Raw genomic sequence first — 20,452 nt, 5'->3', positions numbered from 1 at the left:
CATCATAATTTATCAAGTTGGGCAATGTATTGGCGAGCCCGTTCATTCGGTGTAGGATATAAGGATAGTTGTTTTCTCATTTTTTCCAGTAAAATCACTCGAACTTTGACATCACTAAAAACCGATTGGATTACTAATGCAATATCATTTTCATTATATGGATTGAAATATGCTGCAGAATCACCACATATTGTCCGAGCAAATGGTAGATCTGATGTCAATATAAATTTATTAAAGTACATACTCTCAAGATAGCTGGCGCTAAAACATTCTAATACAGTTGGTAAAAAAACCGCATCACAATATTCATATAAATATGCACACTGGTTTAGCCTTGCGAATCCGATACAAAATACCCGATGATGCATCTCGGGAGGAATATCTAAAAGAAAATCATGATTAACAGTCAATATAAATTTGTAATTTTCAGGTAGTTTATTCAAAAGAGATTTTATAACTTTTAGATTTTTATGAGGATAATTATGTGATATTGTCAGAAGATATATATCCTCTTCCTTTTTCACTGGAAAAAACTGACTTAACGAGCTATCACAAATATCAGCATCAGTCATTTTCTTATTCAATGTATTGGATATTGTAACAACATTTTCGTCAGGGTAACCAAGCAAATGCCTTACCCGAAGATTCACATCTTCAGTTTCAGTGATTATGACATCAGCATTTTTTTTATAAAAATAAGGTTGAATTACCCGCAAAATTTGAAATTTTATTTTCTCTCTTACAGATAGCTCAGGATATATTTTACTAATGTCATAGATTAGCCAAGGAAGAGCATAGCCAACAATATGTTTAACATTTTTTGGAGACCAGTAACTAGGGCCAAAAATAGTAAGAACTTTGTCAATTTGATTTTCTTTGACTATATCATCAAGTAAACGTCTTATTTTAAAATTAAATATTCCTGAAGGCGATTTTTCTATCAAAATGCATTTCTTCAGCTCAGTTTCATTAAGCTGCTCATGCACCTTTGGTGAAATTGCCGCTTTAAACTCTACACCATTAAATACTAACTCCTGGATTAGAGATACTGCAACTTGAACTCCACCACCTACATAAAGATTTGATGCATTAATTAGTAAATTCATTGTAAGACATCTTTGTTATTCAGATAAAATTCCACTTCAGCCTCTTTATTATTTTTTTGTTCATAACCGAATATCTTTTCAAGATAATTTCGATAAGGAAGATAAAAATTTTCGAAATAATAATTACTCGTAAAATTCTGAAAATTAAAAAAGAAGTAAATCAAAAACAATAGAGTTACTAATAATTTACTTATACCAACCTTGAACTGCTCTAAGATTAAAACTATTGCAATTACCAGGGACGGTATCATATACACATTTAATCGAGTGCTTATTGTTCCATATTGGCCAAGATAGATATCTATAAGGACTAATAAATAAAGAGACACTCTTAAAAGTTTTATTTTTAGGAGTTCTAACTCTGTGAGGTTGGTTAAATGATTTTTAAATCTGATCTCAAAGAATATAGTAACTGCTATTTTAAATAGAAGACTTACTGTAAAAATTGATCCAATATTATTTTCACTTCCATACCATAGTATTTTACTGATGTAACCATTTCCAGAGAAGGATTGAAGAATTGTCAAAATTGATTGTATTGGGTAAATGCCTAGAATACTTAATATCAATCCAATACTTGTAAAAGTCCGCAATACTCCAAAACTTCTTCGGTTTAATAGAAGTAAAGGCAAGATACATATCATTGCTGATATATGAAAAGTAGAAGCTATAAAAACCATCACATAGCTTGAGCGCTTGCTTCCAAAAAGATACTTTGTATAAGCAATTAAAACAATAGCTAGCGCTATAAGCTGTCGAAGCGCCTCAGAATTTAGTCCAAATTGATAAACAAAAAAAATCAAAATACATGCACAATAATTTCGCGTGAAGTTTTTACAGAATGAACTTAGCGAAATGATAGTAAATGCAGTTATAAACGATTGAAACACCCAATAACTTGCGAAAGTAGAGAAAACACTCGCTAGCAACATGAATCCAGGCTCAATAGCTAACGAGAATGTCTGTCCTTCATAAAGATGAGAGTAAAAAACCCAATCTAAACCAATCTCATATCTGAATCCAATAAATAAAACCAATGCTAAAAAGACAAAAACAAAAATTATTTTTTTGGTTTGTACATTTCTACTATTGACATCTATTAATATCAGTAAAATTGTAGCAAACAGATAAACACTATATATACTGAAATTCATATTGCCATCTTAAGTGAATTTAATGTTTTAGTATAGATAAGTAACAGAATCATGGCTATTGAAATAAATGTTTTGTAGATTAAGGCAAGATATAAATTTAATGAATCAAAAAAATCTGTCATTAGATAAATCATCATTAGAAAAACAATGAAATATATTAAGAATCTGATGTCAATAATTGAATTGCCTGACTTTTTCGAAATAACGAATTGAAATATTGCCAGGCACAGATAACTTGTCACTGTAGCCCAAGCTGCCCCTTGAATTCCATATTTTGGAATGAGGCAATAATTGAGTGCAATGTTAATTAACATTGCTAATAAGGTACCTATAGAAATAAAGAAAGTTTTTGCTTTGTAAAAGTTAAAATTCGCATAGCTTAAATATATATGAACTAAAGCGTTCGCTATAACGACAATAGGTACAATTTTTGCGCCGCTATAGTAATTATAGTTAGCCAAAAGCATAACTGCTTCGCGGGAAAAGAGAATTACCAATGCGCTTAAAACAGCAATAATAATAGAACTCGATTTGACGGCATTTCTTATCTGGGCTGATTTCCCCTCATTCATCAACGCATAGAATTTTGGTTGCCATGATGAATTCCATGCCATAACAATTACTATTACGCACATACCTAGATTGTAAGCAAACGAGTAAATTCCTGCTTCGTAATTACCCATCAGCTTTGCAATAATTAATCTATCTGCCTGTGAAAGCAATGAGTTAGATAATACATGCAAAATCAACGGGACACTAAATGTTAGCGCAACTTTGAAATATCTAACATCGAATTTGAATGATATTATTTTTTTAATTTTAAACAAAACAAATAATAAGACCACGCAACTGACTAGCAATTGCGCATAAATTTTTGACAAATACTTGTCATTAGCAATGATTAGTGCAAAAACAAAAATTAAAGCTACTTCAGACAGCTTACTTATTATATTTAGCTTTACGAATTCGCTACTTAATCTGGCACCTTGCAAATAACTTGTGTAGGAATATATGTAGCTTAATAATATACAAATTGCCATGACCCAATAAAAGTCCAATATTGAAATGCTTAGCAATTCAGCAGCATAAGGCGCATAAAACGGACAAAGTGCTATGAAGAATAATTGTATGAAGAACATACCTATCAACACAGAGCTGTAATATACATCAAAATGTTCTGACGTTTTCATGTATCTATTTATTACAGCGTTTTGTAAATTTAAACTTATAAACACATACACGATCATCACGGCTGCATTAATCAATGCCATCTTACCGTAATCATCAGGATTCATAACCCTTGATAACAGAGGTAAAGATAGGAACATAAATCCTTTAACAACCAGGTCTCCGGAAAAGTATTTCAAAAAGTCGGAGAATGTTTTATTCCTTGACATTTAATGCACCACAATAAGATTCAATCTGTAATTCCGCAATTTTTTCAGGTTGATATAATTTCGCACCCTGCTTGTACTTTTCTATATTAAAGGAAATATTTTGAATTGCGTTTTTTAATGCATCATAACTATTTACCTCATAGACGATGCCATTTTTATCAGTAACCAAATCAAAGTGGCAACCAACCATATCGCTTACTATCACAGGAAGTCCAAATGTTAATGCCTCTTCAATGACTAAGCCCCATGGTTCTGAAAGTGAGGGTAGAATAAAACAGTCACTATTTGAATAAATTTCTTTTAATTTTTTATTTTCAACATAGCCAAGGAAATACACGTTTTCTGAGGCGGAAGATTCGATATTTTTTCGCAAATCACCATCACCAACAATTAATAATTTAGCATTTATATCTTTAAAGGTGTTAACCAAGAAAGCTATGTTTTTTTCTTGTGATATTCTACCTACATACAAAAAAACCATTTCATCACGTTTATACTTATCTACTTCAAATTGTGATTGGTAGTTACTAATTCCTACACCATGGGTTATATGAATTTCGCCGTTGAAACCAGCTTCAGTAAGAATCTTTCTTTGGAGAAAGCCAGATGGAAAAGCGACTGAAATTCTAGAAAGTAGTACTTTTTTGATCCAAAATTTGATGCTATCAACATTTGTTTCAAGAATACTACTTTCAATAACTATCGCATTTTTTAATTTTGGAGTTAGAAATGAAAGCAGCGATGCTTCCTTAGTTTCCCAGCCTGAAAAAACCAAATACTTATAGTTGAGAAATATAGTCTCCTGAAAAAGCCTAAAAAAAGTCTTGGCTTTATTTCTGGTTTCATAGGAACTATGATTAATTGTAATATAATCAAAATTAATATCATAAGAATAGAAATCTGAATTTCTTATTTCTGATTTATTTGAAATAAATATTACTTTTAATTTAACTGTTTTAGACAATTCATTAAAAAGATTAACTTTGTAAAATGCAGGTACGTTGGTTATGAAAACAAAATCATAATAAGGTTTGTTTTTTAGTTTCACAGATCATTTCGCTCCACTGCTTTACTATTTTATCTTCACTGAAATTAACAAGTACTTTAGCTGATTTTAAGCTTAGCGACTTTCTCAGCTCATGATCATTAATTAGCTTCGATATTGTTGTACCTAATAAATCTACGTTACCAGTTGGAACTAGTAGTCCACTTCCGTTAGATAAAATTGTTTTAGGTCCAGCAGGACAATCAAAACTTATACATGGTAATGCGTAGGTAAGTGCCTCTAGTAAAACCATACCTAAGCCTTCGAACCTTGAAGAAAGCACAAAAATTTTTGACTTAGCATAAAGCTCATGTATGTTTTTTTGGAACGGAATCAATTCAATATTGGTTGCATTCAATTGAGAAACCTGTTTTTGCAAGTTATCAAACTCTTCACCGTCACCAACTATTTTCAATATCCAACCGTCGTTCTCAATTAGGCTCCATGATTTTATCAGCAAATCAAAACCTTTTTGATGCGTCAAACGACCAACTGCCAAGACCGTATTCTCTTTTTCAGTATCTGAGAAAGTTAGTTCTTTTTTATTTGTTACTACAATATTAGGAATTACCCAGTGTTTCTTAGCATCCAGCCATACAAGATATTTGTGCTTATCTTCCGATGTTAAACTTACAACAGCATCAATACGGGTGTATATGATTTTTCTTAACCGTTTTAAAATCCCATTGCCAATATCATGTTCAAAATGTTCTATTGCTAAAAGTCGCGCACGATTTTTTTTACAGAAAAAATAAAGCAATAATGTCATTTTAATATCACATGACACAATTATATCTTCACTATTAATTCCATTACATCTTTTTTTGAGAACATCTAGTTTACTAAAAATATACTTAAAATCGAAAATAATCCCCTTACCTCCGGGGCTTCGATTATACATACTTTTTTCAAATTGATTACTTAGAATAATAACATTGACATTATTATTTATTTCAAATGCTATCTCACTATTGCTCTTATATAAGCTTACTATGCTGACATTAAATTTTTTTGACAATGCATTTGCAAGCGTAATAGTTACTCTCTCGATTCCACCCTTAGAGCTTATATCGCCCAAGAAAAAGTAAATTGTCATTATTATTTCTCGATTAAATTCATTACCCGCGAACAGCTCGCGGAATCTTGATGGTGGTTAATGAGGTCATTAATTACTTTCCTTTGGCCAGAATATTTATCGTCGGAGCCATCAAAAACATCTGTAAGCGCTTGTATTAAATCCCTCTGAGTCATTGTTTTTTGACCTGGAGTCCAATACTCGAACGGCTCAAGAGTAAATCCTCCACGTGCTGCTCTATATTGCGGAAGGTCTGGCACTAGGAAAACAATTGGTTTATTTAGTAATAAAAAATCAAAATATACAGAAGAGTAATCAGTTATCAAACAGTCCGCCCATGGAATTATTTGATTGACGTCAATATTTTTTTTGTTTAGATTTTCCGTATCGATAATAGTAATATTATTAGTAATTTCACCTTTGACACCTAATGAAGATTCTTCGTACGGGTGAAGTTTTAAAACCAGGTGAATATTATTATTATCAAGATAATAATCTAACGCTTCAATATCAAAATCCTCCACACGGAAAAAATTGTTATTTTTTATTTTTTCGCCATCTGAATATCTTTCATCTTCGTTATTTTGCCTGAATGTTGGGATATACATTACTATTTTCTTACCTTCGGCATGAGAAATTCCAATTTCTCCTAACGATATAGGTTCAAACAGATAATCGTTTCGAGGTTGTCCTGTTATCATGACGTTGTTTGCTTTTTCATGAAAGCTTGCAGAAATAATGGAGCGCATTATTTCAGAAGTCGCAATTCTTGTTGCTGGATAATCAATCATACCCTTGTAATCATACTCACCTAAGTAGCAAATTTTTTTCATTGGCATTCCATGCCAAAGACTTATGTATGATTGATTTTTTGCTACAGCCCCAACCATTTCATTATGCGTAGTCATAATGATTGAGCTAGTGAAATAATAGTAGAGTTCTTTGAGAGTTTTACTGTTAATTAGTTTTATTTTTGAGCTTGTTCCAATTTTAACGACATCTGAAACCGACCATATTAACTCATACTCTGGATTGTTTTTTTCAATATAATCACTCATTGCCTTTGCATTTCCTGAATAATCAGGTTTACTTTTGAAAAAAATTCTTTTCTTATTTTTTGGGATGCAGAAACTAACAAATGAAATGACTTTAAATATTGACTTTTTGAATTTTTTATTCATTTTATACTTTTCACTACTTCAATTATTTCTGTTGTAGATATAGAAGGAGTTCTCGGAAGATATTTTACTTCACAGACATCACTTACCCAATCGAATCGGCCAGCCCAATCATCACCCATTATAAGAATATCGGCATTGTGTTGTGTAATATATTCTTTTTTTAATTCCAGTGATTCTTCAATGAAAACTTCATCAACAAAGCTCAAAGAACTAATAATTTTACAGCGATCGTTTTGCGAATAAACTGGATACCGACCTTTTTTGCTAAAGTTGAGCGCATCAGAGCTCACCCCTACAATCAGATAATCGCCAAATTGTGCAGCTCTCTCGAGAATGTTTACGTGACCAACATGGAACACATCAAAGGTACCAAATGTAATTATACGCTTCATCAAATTATCCAAAAGTTGAACGCTACCGCCCCTGGCTCAACAGCTACCAGTGCACTGCACGTAAAGTCTGACTCCCTGCCACCTCATCAGCCTAAAAGAGGACTGATAGCAGAAAAATGTAATCCAATATTGTCGTCCGAATCAGGACTCAAAACAAGGGTAAATCCCACTTTTCGGACACAAAAATAAAAGGCAGAAGGAGTTCTTATTCGTTGATTTTAAAAACAAAAAACGGCAAAGGAGCCACAAGTGCGCGTTTATCGCACCATGACGCCCCTGCCGTTTTATCAGGCACGTTGTGCCTCACAAACTAGTCGACCAGCAGCTTCTTGATGCTTTCCCGGAACTTAGCGCCTTCTTTCAGGTTGCGTAAGCCATACTGAACGAACGCCTGCATGTAACCCATTTTCTTACCGCAGTCGTAGCTTTCGCCAGTCATTAGCATTGCATCAACAGACTGTTTCTTGGCTAGTTCAGCAATGGCGTCGGTCAGCTGTACGCGTCCCCAGGCACCTGGCTCGGTTTTCTCAAGTTCGGCCCAGATATCACCGGAAAGCACGTAGCGACCTACCGCCATCAGATCTGAATTCAAAGTTTGCGGCTGATCTGGCTTTTCAACGAACTCAACGATACGGCTAACTTTGCCTTCGTTATCTAGTGGCTCTTTGGTCTTGATGATGGAGTATTCGCTCAGGTCGCCATCCATATGCTTCGCCAGCACCTGGCTACGTCCCGTTTCATTGAACCGGGCAACCATCGCAGCAAGATTATAGCGCAGCGGATCGGCCGTGGCGTTATCCAGAATGATATCCGGCAGCACAACCACGAACGGGTTGTCGCCAACAATCGGGCGCGCGCAGAGGATGGAGTGGCCCAGGCCCAGAGGCTGCGCCTGACGTACGTTCATGATGGTCACGCCAGGTGGGCAGATAGCCTGCACTTCTGCCAGCAGCTGGCGTTTTACGCGCTGCTCCAGCAGTGACTCAAGTTCATAAGAGGTGTCGAAGTGGTTCTCCACGGCATTTTTGGAAGCGTGAGTCACCAGGACGATTTCTTTGATCCCTGCAGCAACAATTTCGTCGACGATGTACTGAATCATTGGTTTGTCGACGATCGGCAGCATTTCTTTTGGAATGGCCTTGGTGGCAGGAAGCATATGCATCCCGAGACCGGCTACCGGAATAACTGCTTTCAAATTAATCATTATCATGTCCACCTATGAATGGTTGAGGAATTATAGCCAGTAAGGACGTTTAATCCAGCATGTTTTTTTGATGATACCTGGCAAAATTTGATAAAACGTCAGGGTTAATCCGAGAGTTATCGGGGCTTTCCAGGAATTGTCGGATTTAACGCCCCGACAGCCGAAAATTTAACCCGCTCGCATTCACTACCTGCTGATCCACACGGTCGATATCGACCGAGCGCTGCCCCTTTTCATTCACGGCCCTGATGTTCGCCAGCGACAGCAGCGTATCTTCTTTCGCCATAAATTTGCCGCGCACGTCCTTACGCAGATCAAACTGCATCGACAGCGCCGGGCCGCGGTCGGCAGTTTGCATCACATTGATATTGCGCATAAAGAGATGCTGCGGTTTGTTGTGCATCTCCAGCGAGGCATGTTGCAAATCGAGATTGGTTATCGAGACAAAAGACTGCGCATTCCCAGAAGATATCTGGATACCGCGCAGCTTGTACGGCAGTGCCGTGTTATCCATCTGAACGTCATTGAGACGGAAATTTTGCGGAATTGAGAGATAATTCCCCTTAATCACGCCGTAGCCAATCAGCATCCCGGCGCTATTAACCATACTGACATTATCAATAATGAAATTATCACAGCCATAAATAGCTACCGTCGCGTTATCAATCCCCGCCTTTTTACTGAACTCAGGGGTGATATTGCGGGCTTTTACATTACGAATAGTAAAGTGTTTGCCGTTTTCCACATGCACCAGTTGGCGGCAATTGCTGCCGGTAATGTTGGCGACGACGAAGTTCTTTACCGCCTGGTCTTCGGGGTAGCCGTTGTCATACGTGCTGCCCGCAAGCCCAATACCAATGCCCCAGTTGGTTTTGCCGTTGGTGCAGTTGATGTTGTCGATAACGTGGTCAGAAATCAGAATATTTTTATCGTTGATGGCCACGTTCCATTCGATCGCGTCGCCCTGCAGCTGCGTGAAGCGGCCATTGGTTATCTTCACGCCGTCAAACTGATTGTGGAATCCCTGGCGCAGGATGCCGTAGTTGGCCTCAGTCACCACGATGTTGTCGATAAGCAGATTGCGCATGGTGCGCTTCTCTTTGCCACCGATATAAATCTGCGCGACGGGCCCGTAGCCGCTGAGAGTTACTCCCTGAATCACGCAGTCGGAACCGCGCACGTCCAGACAGATATTGTTCAGGCTGCCGCCGCTGCCGATGATTTTGCAGCCGTCCTGCATAGCGAATCGTCCGCGCCCGTTGCCTTTCAGCGCGCCAGCCACTTTTAATGTCTTGCCTGGGGGAATAATGATGCCGGTGTTGATATTTTCACAGACCACGCCTTTGGGCACTTCAACCACATCATAGTCTTTGAAGGCATCATTAAAAGCGCGGATCCAGTCATTGCCATGATTGTAATGGCGAATATCGGCGGCATCGTTGCGCCCGGCCGCCAGCGCGACGGGGCCATTGATGAGGGGGATGGCGGCCAGCGCGGAGCTGGCCCTGAGAAAGGTGCGGCGAGAAAGGGAGTACGTTTTATCGGTCATGCAACCTCGTTTACAGCGTTTGCAGCAGGCCGGCTAAGCGGGTGTTGATCGCCTGCTGATTGAATTCGGCTTCGACTTTTGCCCGGGCTTTATCAACCACAGGCTGTAGCGTCTGCTGGTCAAATGCGCTAAACGCCTGAAGCCTGTCGGCCAACGCTGCGGCATCGTTCTCCGGCACCAGCCAGCCGGACTCCCCGGCGTCAATCAGTTCCGGAATGCCGCTGTGAACCGTCGAAACAACGGGAATACCCACCGCCATCGCTTCCATCAGCGCGACCGGGATCCCTTCCATATCGCCATCGGTCCCTGTAACGGATGGCAGCAGGAACACGTCGGCGTCGTCGAGCATCGCTTTGACCTCATGGCTTGGCTTGAAGCCCGGCATCTCAATCACATCATCCAGCTGATACTGCTCGATAAGCGTGCGCAGACGTCGCTCCCACGGGCCAATGCCGAGAATGCGATAGCGGAAACGTACGCCACGTGATTTCAGCTGACGGCAGGCTTCAATCGCCACGTGCAGCCCTTTCTTCTCGGTCAGGCGCGCGACGGAGATGATTTGCAGAGTCTGATCCGGCGTTTTCAGCGGCCGCAGCGCAAAACGTTCCATGTTGACCCCCATGCGCGACACCACAATCTTCTCCGCCGGGCAACCCATCGTTCGCAGGCGTCCGGCCCACAGATCGCTTATCGGCAGCATGACATCGCCACGACGGAACAGCTGCTGGTATTCCGGGGTGTAATGGCTGAGCACTTCCCGGCTGGAGATGTCGATGCCGTGAAACACGGTGGCAATTTTGCCGCGAATCACGCCAAGCTCGCGCAGCTTTGCGGCGGTGACACCCGCCGGGCCGAAGTGAGCGATAAACACATCGGCACTCAAAGGCCGTGGATTATGCGCCACAATGGAGGAGAGGATCAGATGACGTGCTTCGTGGCCGTACCGACTGGCATTGAGCGCCTGCCACGTCGACGGGCGATGCAGGCCTTTCAGAGTACTCAGCGCGCGATAACGCAACTTTGCCAGTTTTCCCATTGGCTCATCCTGCAGCCAGCGGGTTTTCTGCGCGAGGTTATAACGCGTGAAGGCCTCATGGGTGTTAGTCATGTCCCCCTTCAGCAGCGAAACGATCTCAACCTCATAGCCCATCTCAATGAACGCCACGATCTGGTTTAAGACAAAGGTTTCAGACGACAGCGGAAATTTTAACAGGAAGAAACCGACCTTCATTTCCCCTCCCCGATGCGGTCCAGCACGGATTTGACCATCTGCATGCCATTCGCGCGCTCGGCTTTCACCGCAATACGCAGACGTTCGTTGATGGCTGGAAGCTGGCCGAGCGTATCCGCCACCATTGCGCCAAGACTGCCGTCCAGCAGATGACGAATGTCCATCGCCATTTCCGGCATGCCCAGCTGCTGCATGATCCCGGCAGATTTGTGCTCATAGTTAATGGCAATGGCGGGCGTGTCGAAGTTCATCGAAATGATCGCCGAATGCAGGCGCGTGCCCACGGTCAGGTCACAGGCACCGAGAATTTTGCCCATTTCCAGATCGTTGAGTTCGTCCATCACCACATGGTACTTCGCCGGGTCGCTGATATGCTTTTGCAGGTTCAGCGCCACCATGCGGTCATCTTTGTTGTAGCTGTCGATACCGGTGCAGGTGGAAAGCGCAATCACCTGATAACCCGCGTCGATGATGCGATTGACCACGCCGCCGAAAGCCTCTTCGTAGGCCTGCTGAGTGGTGCCGAGGCGTTTATCAAACGGTGCAAGCTCACGCAGCGTGACGGCGACCGTTTTCTGCTGGCCAATTTTCTTCAGCCAGTGTTCGACGGCATAGCTGGCGGTGAATGACTCGTCGTGATGGTCCACCAGCCAGGCCGTGTCCACGCCCTGTTCCACTTTGGCGGTGGTGATGTCGCTGCGCTCCATCAAGTTCAGGCTCACAGACTCACGCAGGATCAGCGCATCGCAATGGCCAAAAACGTAGTTAGCCAGCTGGTTGAACTGCGGATCCTGGAACGGCCCGACGCTGTGGCCAATCATGTACAGCGGTTTTTTCGCCATAAAGGTGCAGAGTGCGTGTTCAAACTGCGGCGCACCGTAGAGATCGACAAAGAACGATCCACCGACCTGGATAATCGCGTCATAGTTGCCCAGCAGGCGGACAAAATCGGTAAAACCCTGCGCAATCGCGATATTGCGCAGCTTACCGTTGTCGGTCACGCGCGAGAGCAGCACCTGATGCTGATAACGGCGGCGCAGAATCTTTTTCACCCGCCCCATCACGCCCGCCGCGCTGTTGTGCTGCTTCATCTGGGTGTAGAGCGGGTCACCCATCACCGGGCGGTTCAGCAGCCAGGAGGAGCTGACCGGGTAACGGCTCATCACGTCCACTTCTGCGTCAGGATTGAGCGCGTGAATGGCATCCAGCAGGCCGCGTAAAATGGCGCTGTCGCCACGGTTGCCGCAGGTATGGTTGCCAAGAATCAGTAATTTCATATGTGACCTCATCAAATATTCCCCTCACCCCGCCCTCTCCCCAAAGGGGCGAGGGAGAGAAGACGTTCCGGGCTGCAGGTTAAATGCGGCGCCGGACAGTTCCCTCTCCCCTTTGGGGAGAGGGTTAGGGTGAGGGGCAGAATGCATTAACCTGCACGAAGCAGCATTTTCATTTTTTCAGTACGGCAAAACTGGCGCTTCATCTCCACCACCAGCGGGTGGCGTGAGAGCACAATCATCAACGCGAATGCCAGCCCGCCTGAGCCAATCTGCGTGACCAGCAACAACGGCAGTGGCAGCGCGCCGTTCAGCGCCACGCCCAGGCCGTAGCTCACCGCAAGCGTCGGCAGCGACAGGTAAAACGGCAGCCACAGGCTCAGGATGTATTCGCGGTAGCTGGAGCCGAGCACAGGTTTAATCATCACGAAGTAGCTCAGCACGGTGTTGATGACCTGCACCAGCAGGAAGCCGAGCGTCACGCCCAGCGCGCCAGCCATATGCCCGCCGACGATAATCGCCGGAATAAACAGGCAGGTTTTGAACACGTTGAATTTGAAGCTGATATCCACCCGCGCCTTGGCCATCAGCAAAGAGCCAATCGGGTTGCCGACCGAGCGCAGCAGGCCCACCACGCACAGCAATTGCAGGATCGGAATGATGCTCACCCACTTCTCGCCAAACACCAGCGGTACCACGTTGTTGCTGACCACCATCAGGCCTAGCAGCACCGGGAAGTTAATAATGCCCACAACGGAGAGCAGCTTGTAAAAGTTCACGCGCAGCTTCGCGGTATCGTCCTGAATCTTGGCGAACGCCGGGAACAGCACGCGGGTGATAATCGGGTTGAGTTTCATTGGCGGCACAACGGCGACGTTGTAAGCGAGGTTATAGCCGCCTGCCACGCTTGCGCCGAGAATGCGCGCCAGCACCAGCGTCGAAAGGTTGGTGTTCACGTAATTGATGATGCTGTCCGCCGTGAGCCACGCGCCAAAGCGCAGGTTCGACGACACGGACGCCAGCGAAAAATGCAGCCCCGGACGATAAATCCGACGCCCGAACCAGCCGAACAGCAGCGTGCGCACGGCGCTGTTCACCAGGTAGCCCAGAATGGCAGTCATGGCCAGCGGCCAGAAATGCGCGCTCACCACGGTAAAGGTGAAACCCGCCAGCACGGCCGAGGTTTCAATCATGCCGATCTTGTTGAATTCCAGCTCTTTTTGCATCAGCGCGCGGAATTGCTGCCCGTGTGGGATCACCACAAAAGCAACCGACAGCGTGCGCATCAGCGGGGCCAGATCAGGGTTATGCAGCACGTCGGCAATCACGCCGCTCAGGCTGAAGACCAGCACAAACACCACAATGCCAAGCCCGACGTTCAGCCAGTACAGCGTGGTCAGTTCGAGATGGCTAATTTCCTTGCGCTGGATAATTGAATTGGCGATGCCAAAATCTGACAGCGTGTCGGCCAGGGCGATGATCACCAGTGACACGGTCAGCAGGCCAAACTGGTGGTTGTCGATAATGCGCGCCAGCACCGTCATCTGTACCAGCCCGAGGCCGATGATGACGACGGTGGCCATCGCCGACCACTTCGCCCCGCTGATGGTTTTTTCTCTCAGGCTCATGTCGCTACCTCAATACGCTGCTTTGTTGACAAAGCCTTTGAAAATAGTCAGAAAAACAATGCGGATATCGAACCACAGGCTCCACTCGCGGATGTACTCGAGGTCGAACTCGATGCGTTTTTCCATCTTCTCGAGGGTGTCGGTTTCCCCGCGCCAGCCGTTGATTTGTGCCCAGCCGGTGATGCCCGGTTTCACCTTATGGCGCAGCATGTAGCCTTCAATCAGCTGACGATACTCTTCGTTATGCGCCACCGCGTGCGGGCGTGGGCCAACGATGGACATCCCGCCGGTCAGCACGTTGATAAACTGCGGCAGCTCGTCCAGAGAGGTACGGCGCAGGAAATTCCCCACCGGTGTCACGCGTGGGTCGTTTTGCGTGGCCTGAGTGACAACAGCATCGTTTTCCATCACCCGCATCGAACGGAATTTCCATACCTTGATAGGCTTGCCGTCCATGCCGTAGCGGGTCTGGCGGAAGATAACCGGGCCCGGCGAAGTGAGCTTCACCGCCATCGCTATACAGGCCAGCGCCGGAGAGATCAGCAGCAAAATCATCGATGCCAGCACGATATCTTCCACGCGCTTCAGCACGCGGTTCAGGCCGGAAAGCGGTGTGTCGTAAAGGGGCACCACCGGCACGCCGTTCACTTCATCGACGCGGGAATGCAGAATATTGAAGGTAAAGACGTCCGGGATCAGAATCACCGAGCAGGTGGTGTCCGCCAGCTCGCGCACCAGCGTTTTCATGCGCGCTTCTTCCTGCATAGCCAGCGCGATATAGACGTTGTGAATTTTGCCTGCGCGCGCGTCTTCGAGGAGCTGATCGTAGTTCCCTGCCCAGTCGTTATTCACGCCGCCGGGTCTGGCATCGTGATAGCTGCCAACCACCTCAAAACCGAGCCAGGGCTGATTGCGGAAGCTGTCGAGCAGCAGTTGCCCGGCGGGCATATCACCGGCCACGGCCACCTGACGAATGTTGTAGCCACGGTTACGCAGCCAGCCCACGCCGAAACGAATAAATGAGCGGCAGGCCACCATGCCGCAGGTGCTGAGCAGATACCAGGCAAGCCAGATGCCAAAGCTGTTGTTGAAGTCATCGTTAAAGGCCAGCAGGCCCGCGCAAAGGATAAGCGCCAGCGTCCAGTTTTGCAGGAGCAGCAGCAGTTCCGTTGTCATGCGCACGCCGCGCCAGGAACGGTAAAAATCGGTCATGCCGCCGATCATCTGAAAGACCACCAGGGCGATCAGCGCCATCAGCAGATGCAGATAGGAAAACGGCAGTTCAGTCCCTTTGCAGACCACCCACAGCCCGCCAAACATAATGGCAATGTCGGAGAACCGCTGCACCATTGAGATTAACGATGCATTCGTTTTGGCCCGCTCGCGCTTTCTTAGAGTCGTCATCGTTGTTCCTGTTGTTGATATTATTCCCCTCACCCTAACCCTCTCCCCTAAGGGGAGAGGGGACAGATCGGAACAGGCATCAGGCTTTCTCACTCGTCATGTCAGTTGAAAAAGCGAGCCGGAGCACATCCCGGTCTTGACCTTCCCCCTCGCCCCTCTGGGGAGAGGGTCGGGGTGAGGGGCTGTGAGTTACTGATTTAAAAGAGCCAGAATGTCCTTCGTCCGGGCTTCCATCAGCGACGCATCCCCGCGCGATTCCACGTTCAGGCGCACAACCGGCTCGGTGTTCGACGAACGCAGGTTGAAGCGCCAGTCGGCAAACGCCAGGCTGATGCCGTCAGTGCGGTCGATCTCCAGCGCGTGCTGAGAGAAATGCTGCTCCACGCGGGCAATCGCACTCACCGGCTCTGCCAGCTTGCTGTTGATTTCCCCGCTTGCCGGGAAGGCAGCCATGCGGTCACACACCAGTTCGCCCAGCGTTTTGCCCTTCAGGCACAGCAGCTCGGTCACCAATAACCACGGAATCATTCCGCTGTCGCAGTAGGCAAAATCACGGAAATAGTGATGGGCGCTCATCTCGCCGCCGTAGATGGCGTCTTCCTGGCGCATACGCTCTTTGATAAACGCGTGGCCGGTTTTCGACATCACCGGCGTGCCGCCCGCCGCTTCTACCACGTCGACGGTGTTCCAGGAGAGGCGCGGATCGTGAATGATGCGCTCGCCCGGCTGTTTTTCGAGGAAGGCTTCCGCCAGCAGGCCGACGATGTAATAGCCCTCAATAAACTGGCCGGTTTCATCGAACAGGAAGCAGCGGTCGAAATCACCGTCAAAGGCGATGCCCATATCGGCCTTGTGTTCAATCACCGCATTGCGGGTATCGGCGCGGCATTCAGGCAGCAGCGGGTTAGGAATACCGTTCGGGAAGTTGCCGTCAGGCGTGTTGTGCACTTTGACGAAGGTCACCGGCAGGTTCAGCGCCTTAAAGCGCGCCTCCAGCGCATCAATCACCGGGCCTGCTGCGCCGTTGCCGGAGTTAATCACCAGCTTCAGCGGCTTCAGGTTCGCGGTGTCGATGTAACCCAGCAGGTGGTCGATATAGGGTTTGCGCAGATCAATCTTCTGGTAGCTGCCGCGCTGCGATTCAATAACGGGCGGGAAGTCGTTGGCTTCCGCCAGGCGCTGCACGTCACGCAGGCCGGTATCGCCGCTGATCGGACGCGCGCCCTTGCGTACCAGCTTCATGCCGTTGTAATCCATCGGGTTGTGGCTGGCGGTCACTTCAATGCCGCCGTCCACGCCAAGGTGGAAGGTCGCGAAGTAGATCTCTTCGGTGCCGGACAGGCCGATATCCAGCACGTCCACGCCCGCATCGCGCAGGCCTTTTGCCAGCGCCATTTTCAGGGATTCACTGGTCAAGCGAACGTCGCCGCCCAGCACGATGGTTTTTGGTTTCAGGTATTCGCCGTAGGCACGGCCAATGCGCCAGGCGATATCTTCATTAAGCTCTTCACCGAGCTTGCCGCGAATGTCGTAGGCTTTAAAACAGGTTAATTTTGTCATCATTTACCCTTTTTCAGGCAGCAGTCAGCCCTGACCCAAATGGGCCTTATTCATTGATGTGGAATTTATTGCCCGGTGGCGCTTTGCTTAGCGGGCCTACATCCGACCGTAACGATCCTGGAAACGCACGATATCGTCCTCTTCGAGGTACGACCCGGAGCGGACCTCAATCAGGTCGAGCGGGATCTTGCCGGGGTTTTCCAGGCAGTGCGTCGCACCCAGCGGAATGTAGATGGACTCATTTTCGCCAAGTAACTTCACTTCCTCGTTGATGGTCACCTTTGCGGTGCCCGCGACGATGATCCAATGCTCCGCGCGATGGTGATGCATCTGCACTGACAGTCCTTCCCCTGGCTTCACGGTGATGCGCTTCACCTGATAGCGTTCGCCGGAGTCGATGGAGTCGTATTTGCCCCACGGGCGGTAAACTTCGCGGTGAATGTGGTGCTCGTGGCGGCCATCGGCTTTGATCTTCTCCACCACTTTTTTCACATCCTGCACCGCGTTGCGGTCGGCTATCAGCACGGCGTCTTTGGTCTGAACGACAACCAAATCTTTCACGCCGACGGTGGTCACCAGCCCGGATTCAGCGTAAACGTAGCTGTTCTCCGTTTTATGGCTGATGACATCGCCGTGGTGCACGTTGCCCTCGGAGGTGTGATTGCTGATTTCCCACAGCGAAGACCACGAACCCACGTCGCTCCAGCCCGCATCCATTGGCACGACAACCGCATCCGCCGTACGCTCCATTACCGCGTAGTCGATGGACTCTTCCGGACAGGCGAGGAAGGCCGCTTCGTCGACGCGAATGAAATCGAGATCCGGATCGACCACGCTCATTGCCTGTTCACAGGCCTGCAGGATGTCCGGGCGGAATTTGCCAAGCTCTTCCAGATAGCGCCCGGCGCGGAACAGGAACATGCCGCTGTTCCAGTAATATTCACCGCCGGAGACATAAGCCTGCGCCGTCTCAAGATCGGGTTTTTCAACAAACTGCGCCACGCTGAACGCCACAGAGTCCTTTTCACCCGGGCTAACATCACCGCGGCGAATGTAGCCGTAGCCGGTTTCCGGCAGGTTCGGCACGATCCCGAAGGTCACCAGTTTGCCGCTTTCGGCATAAGGCACCGCGTCACGCACTGCGCTACGGAATGCCTCTTCATCCTGAATCACGTGATCGGCGGCCAGTACCAGCATCAGTGGGTCACGGTCCGGGCTGCTGCGCAGCGCTGCCAGCGCCGCCAGTGCAATCGCGGGCGCAGTGTTGCGGCCCGCAGGCTCAAGAATGATGTTTTCGGTGAGCTTATTCAGCTTGCGCAGCTGCTCGGCAACGATAAAGCGGTGCTGCTCATTGCAGATGACCACCGGGCTTTCGCACTCCACGCCGTTCAGGCGGTTGATGGTCGCCTGCAGCATGGTCAGGTCGCCCTTCAGGCACAAGAACTGTTTTGGATACAGCACGCGGGAGAGCGGCCACAAGCGGCTGCCGGAGCCCCCGGCCATCACTACCGGAAAGAGTTGAGTCTGACTCATAACGTAACCCCGACGTCTTTGGACGAAATTGCATGAATAAAGTGTGTCAGCACGTTCGACTTTTCGAGCGTGCGTTCGGCGTAGTCGCCGGCAATCGCATTGTGCTGCGGCATGGCAAGCGAGCGTTCAATACCTTCCACCAGTGCCGGTACCGACTCAGGCTCCACGCAAACCGCAATACCTGGGTGCGTAAGGCACAGCTGGCCGAGTTCGGTTTCCGCTTCAGCGGTGATCACCGCATTGCCGCCCACCGCCAGAATGTTGGTCAGCTTGGACGGCAGCACCGCGTCCGCCGCGCCGCGCTTCTGGATGACCAGGTGGCAGTCCGCCATTTTCAGCAGCGCAGGCAGCGCTTCGTACGACTGCAGCGGGAAGAAACGCACGTTGCTCAGGGCCTTTTCGGCGACCAGTTTTTCCAGTCGCGCTTTGCCGCCGCCCTGGCCAACAATCACGAACAGCCAGGGCTTATCCTGCAACTGCTCTGCGGCCGCCACGACGCTTTCCAGCCCCTGCTTTTCACCGATGTTGCCGGAATAGAGCACAATTTTGTGGTCTGCGGGCAGACCGAGCTGCTCGCGCAGCACCACGACCTGCGTCGGGTTCACGTCACGAAAACGCGCCACTTCCGACCAGTTCGGGAAGAAAATCAGTTTGTCCGTCGCCACCCCTTTCTCCTGCGCTTTGTTCATCATCGAGCGCGAGATGGTGGAGACGTTATCGACGCCGTGCAGGCCGCTGCGTTCAAAGCGACTGGCGAGTTTCGCCACGCTGCCGCCCTTGCCTTTTCCTGCCATGCCGAGGCCGAGCATCGCGTCGACTTCATAGTCCTGAATGTGCAGCAGCGTGCGGGCGCCGGAGAGTTTCGCCAGCAGGCGCATGCCCGGGGTGCAGAACAGCGTCGGCACCACGCCGATAATGCGGTCCGGCTTCCAGCGGCGCTGCGCCATCAGCGGGAAAAAGCTGCTGAGCGCAAAGCTGCCGAGGTGGATCAGACGCTTCAGCGTCGAAGGCTGTTTTGGCACATACAGCGGGCAGCGCCACACGGTGGCTGCGCCCTCTTCACGGCGGTAGCGCCAGGAGGAATAACGCTCACCCACTTTCCATTCCGGGTAGTAAGGCGGCGCGGTAATCACCCGGACTTCATGCCCCTGCTCCGCCATCCACTCCACCATTTCACCGGTGTATTTGCCGATGCCCGTAAGCTCCGGGGAATAATTGATGCCGTACACTAAAATTTTCACAGAAGCGGTGCCTCCGTGCTTTTTTCATCGTGAAAGTAGGCGCGGCTGTTAGCATGCACGTTGTCCGCCGCCAGCAGCGCTTCTTTGCTCAGCCAGCGGTAGTCGTTGTGCTGATCGTCAGGCAGCGCCAGCGTGCTGGCCTCCACCTTCAGGCGAAAACCCAGCACCACGTAATGGGTGCTGAAGTCCGTGCCGGCAAAGCTGTCGTCGTAGAAGTGCTGCCAGACGCCGTAAAACTCGCCCGCCGACTTTGGCAGACCGATACCCAGTTCTGCTTTGGTCAGACGAGCAAAGGCGTCGTCGAGACGCTCATCTTTCTGCACTCGCCCGCCCGGCACGAACCAGTAGCCCTGTGCCGGACGGTTTTTGCGTTTCCCGAGCAGAAATTCGCCCTGGGCGTTCTCGACAATCAAATCGATGGAGATGAGCGGCGTGGAACGCACCACGGTGGCAAAATCTTCTGGCTTCAGAAACATCA

General features: G+C 47.9%; 17 protein-coding genes. All 17 read right to left on the bottom strand.

Annotated elements, in window-relative coordinates:
- Positions 1-2 precede the first annotated feature (2 nt).
- The 17 genes from CRO87_RS05650 to CRO87_RS05570 all read right to left on the bottom strand — a co-directional run bounded on the left by CRO87_RS05650 (position 3) and on the right by CRO87_RS05570 (position 20,450).
- Positions 3-1,106, bottom strand: a complete 1,104-nt coding sequence (locus CRO87_RS05650) for a glycosyltransferase (protein WP_097161948.1) — start codon at positions 1,104-1,106, stop codon at positions 3-5.
- Positions 1,103-2,260 carry an EpsG family protein gene (locus CRO87_RS05645; protein ID WP_097161947.1) on the bottom strand — a complete coding sequence of 386 codons (1,158 nt, stop codon included), beginning with the start codon at positions 2,258-2,260 and terminating at the stop codon, positions 1,103-1,105. Before CRO87_RS05645 ends, CRO87_RS05650 begins: the two co-directional genes overlap by 4 nt.
- A complete protein-coding gene (locus CRO87_RS05640) occupies positions 2,257-3,657 on the bottom strand; it encodes an oligosaccharide flippase family protein (protein ID WP_097161946.1) in 1,401 nt (466 codons plus the stop codon). Before CRO87_RS05640 ends, CRO87_RS05645 begins: the two co-directional genes overlap by 4 nt.
- Positions 3,644-4,705: a glycosyltransferase family 4 protein gene (locus CRO87_RS05635; protein WP_141398672.1), complete on the bottom strand. Its 1,062-nt coding sequence runs from the start codon at positions 4,703-4,705 to the stop codon at positions 3,644-3,646. Before CRO87_RS05635 ends, CRO87_RS05640 begins: the two co-directional genes overlap by 14 nt.
- A complete protein-coding gene (locus CRO87_RS05630; protein ID WP_097161944.1) occupies positions 4,677-5,798 on the bottom strand; it encodes a glycosyltransferase family 4 protein in 1,122 nt (373 codons plus the stop codon). Before CRO87_RS05630 ends, CRO87_RS05635 begins: the two co-directional genes overlap by 29 nt.
- 2 nt (positions 5,799-5,800) lie before the next feature.
- Positions 5,801-6,958 carry a CDP-glycerol glycerophosphotransferase family protein gene (locus CRO87_RS05625; protein WP_097161943.1) on the bottom strand — a complete coding sequence of 386 codons (1,158 nt, stop codon included), beginning with the start codon at positions 6,956-6,958 and terminating at the stop codon, positions 5,801-5,803.
- Positions 6,955-7,350, bottom strand: a complete 396-nt coding sequence (locus CRO87_RS05620) for an adenylyltransferase/cytidyltransferase family protein (protein ID WP_097161942.1) — start codon at positions 7,348-7,350, stop codon at positions 6,955-6,957. The genes CRO87_RS05625 and CRO87_RS05620 overlap by 4 nt, the downstream gene beginning before the upstream one ends.
- 310 nt (positions 7,351-7,660) lie before the next feature.
- Positions 7,661-8,554, bottom strand: a complete 894-nt coding sequence (galF, locus tag CRO87_RS05615) for a GalU regulator GalF (RefSeq protein WP_097161941.1) — start codon at positions 8,552-8,554, stop codon at positions 7,661-7,663.
- Between the two features lie 145 nt (positions 8,555-8,699).
- Positions 8,700-10,103: a colanic acid biosynthesis protein WcaM gene (gene wcaM / locus CRO87_RS05610; protein ID WP_097161940.1), complete on the bottom strand. Its 1,404-nt coding sequence runs from the start codon at positions 10,101-10,103 to the stop codon at positions 8,700-8,702.
- A 10-nt stretch (positions 10,104-10,113) separates the two neighbouring features.
- Positions 10,114-11,334 (bottom strand): colanic acid biosynthesis glycosyltransferase WcaL, encoded by a 1,221-nt coding sequence (gene wcaL, locus CRO87_RS05605; protein ID WP_097161939.1) that lies wholly within the window; start codon positions 11,332-11,334, stop codon positions 10,114-10,116.
- Entirely contained in the window at positions 11,331-12,611 is a 1,281-nt protein-coding gene (gene wcaK, locus CRO87_RS05600) for a colanic acid biosynthesis pyruvyl transferase WcaK (protein ID WP_097161938.1), read from the bottom strand. The genes wcaL and wcaK overlap by 4 nt, the downstream gene beginning before the upstream one ends.
- Before the next feature lie 146 nt (positions 12,612-12,757).
- A complete protein-coding gene (gene wzxC / locus CRO87_RS05595) occupies positions 12,758-14,236 on the bottom strand; it encodes a colanic acid undecaprenyl disphosphate flippase WzxC (RefSeq protein WP_097161937.1) in 1,479 nt (492 codons plus the stop codon).
- A gap of 9 nt (positions 14,237-14,245) precedes the next feature.
- Positions 14,246-15,640: an undecaprenyl-phosphate glucose phosphotransferase gene (gene wcaJ / locus CRO87_RS05590; RefSeq protein ID WP_097161936.1), complete on the bottom strand. Its 1,395-nt coding sequence runs from the start codon at positions 15,638-15,640 to the stop codon at positions 14,246-14,248.
- Between the two features lie 189 nt (positions 15,641-15,829).
- Positions 15,830-17,200, bottom strand: a complete 1,371-nt coding sequence (gene cpsG, locus CRO87_RS05585) for a colanic acid biosynthesis phosphomannomutase CpsG (RefSeq protein WP_097161935.1) — start codon at positions 17,198-17,200, stop codon at positions 15,830-15,832.
- Positions 17,201-17,296: 96 nt separating this feature from the next.
- The gene (gene cpsB / locus CRO87_RS05580) at positions 17,297-18,733 is read right to left on the bottom strand and encodes a mannose-1-phosphate guanyltransferase (protein ID WP_097161934.1); all 1,437 of its coding nucleotides are present in this window, start codon (positions 18,731-18,733) and stop codon (positions 17,297-17,299) included.
- Complete coding sequence (gene wcaI / locus CRO87_RS05575; protein ID WP_097161933.1) at positions 18,730-19,974, bottom strand: colanic acid biosynthesis fucosyltransferase WcaI; 1,245 nt, start codon at positions 19,972-19,974, stop codon at positions 18,730-18,732. Before wcaI ends, cpsB begins: the two co-directional genes overlap by 4 nt.
- Positions 19,971-20,450, bottom strand: a complete 480-nt coding sequence (locus CRO87_RS05570; protein ID WP_097161932.1) for a GDP-mannose mannosyl hydrolase — start codon at positions 20,448-20,450, stop codon at positions 19,971-19,973. Before CRO87_RS05570 ends, wcaI begins: the two co-directional genes overlap by 4 nt.
- Positions 20,451-20,452: the final 2 nt, after the last annotated feature.

Source organism: Enterobacter sp. CC120223-11 (genome assembly GCF_900215375.1).
Lineage (GTDB): Bacteria > Pseudomonadota > Gammaproteobacteria > Enterobacterales > Enterobacteriaceae > Scandinavium.
This window is presented reverse-complemented; position numbering and strand designations above follow the sequence as displayed.

Coding starts and splice junctions, on each gene's coding strand:
- CRO87_RS05650 (WP_097161948.1), bottom strand. CDS start 1,106: ATGAATTTACTAATTAATGCATCAAATCTTTATGTAGGTGGTGGAGTT.
- CRO87_RS05645 (WP_097161947.1), bottom strand. CDS start 2,260: ATGAATTTCAGTATATATAGTGTTTATCTGTTTGCTACAATTTTACTG.
- CRO87_RS05640 (WP_097161946.1), bottom strand. CDS start 3,657: ATGTCAAGGAATAAAACATTCTCCGACTTTTTGAAATACTTTTCCGGA.
- CRO87_RS05630 (WP_097161944.1), bottom strand. CDS start 5,798: ATGACAATTTACTTTTTCTTGGGCGATATAAGCTCTAAGGGTGGAATC.
- CRO87_RS05625 (WP_097161943.1), bottom strand. CDS start 6,958: ATGAATAAAAAATTCAAAAAGTCAATATTTAAAGTCATTTCATTTGTT.
- CRO87_RS05620 (WP_097161942.1), bottom strand. CDS start 7,350: ATGAAGCGTATAATTACATTTGGTACCTTTGATGTGTTCCATGTTGGT.
- galF (WP_097161941.1), bottom strand. CDS start 8,554: ATGATTAATTTGAAAGCAGTTATTCCGGTAGCCGGTCTCGGGATGCAT.
- wcaM (WP_097161940.1), bottom strand. CDS start 10,103: ATGACCGATAAAACGTACTCCCTTTCTCGCCGCACCTTTCTCAGGGCC.
- wcaL (WP_097161939.1), bottom strand. CDS start 11,334: ATGAAGGTCGGTTTCTTCCTGTTAAAATTTCCGCTGTCGTCTGAAACC.
- wcaK (WP_097161938.1), bottom strand. CDS start 12,611: ATGAAATTACTGATTCTTGGCAACCATACCTGCGGCAACCGTGGCGAC.
- wzxC (WP_097161937.1), bottom strand. CDS start 14,236: ATGAGCCTGAGAGAAAAAACCATCAGCGGGGCGAAGTGGTCGGCGATG.
- wcaJ (WP_097161936.1), bottom strand. CDS start 15,640: ATGACGACTCTAAGAAAGCGCGAGCGGGCCAAAACGAATGCATCGTTA.
- cpsG (WP_097161935.1), bottom strand. CDS start 17,200: ATGACAAAATTAACCTGTTTTAAAGCCTACGACATTCGCGGCAAGCTC.
- cpsB (WP_097161934.1), bottom strand. CDS start 18,733: ATGAGTCAGACTCAACTCTTTCCGGTAGTGATGGCCGGGGGCTCCGGC.
- CRO87_RS05570 (WP_097161932.1), bottom strand. CDS start 20,450: ATGTTTCTGAAGCCAGAAGATTTTGCCACCGTGGTGCGTTCCACGCCG.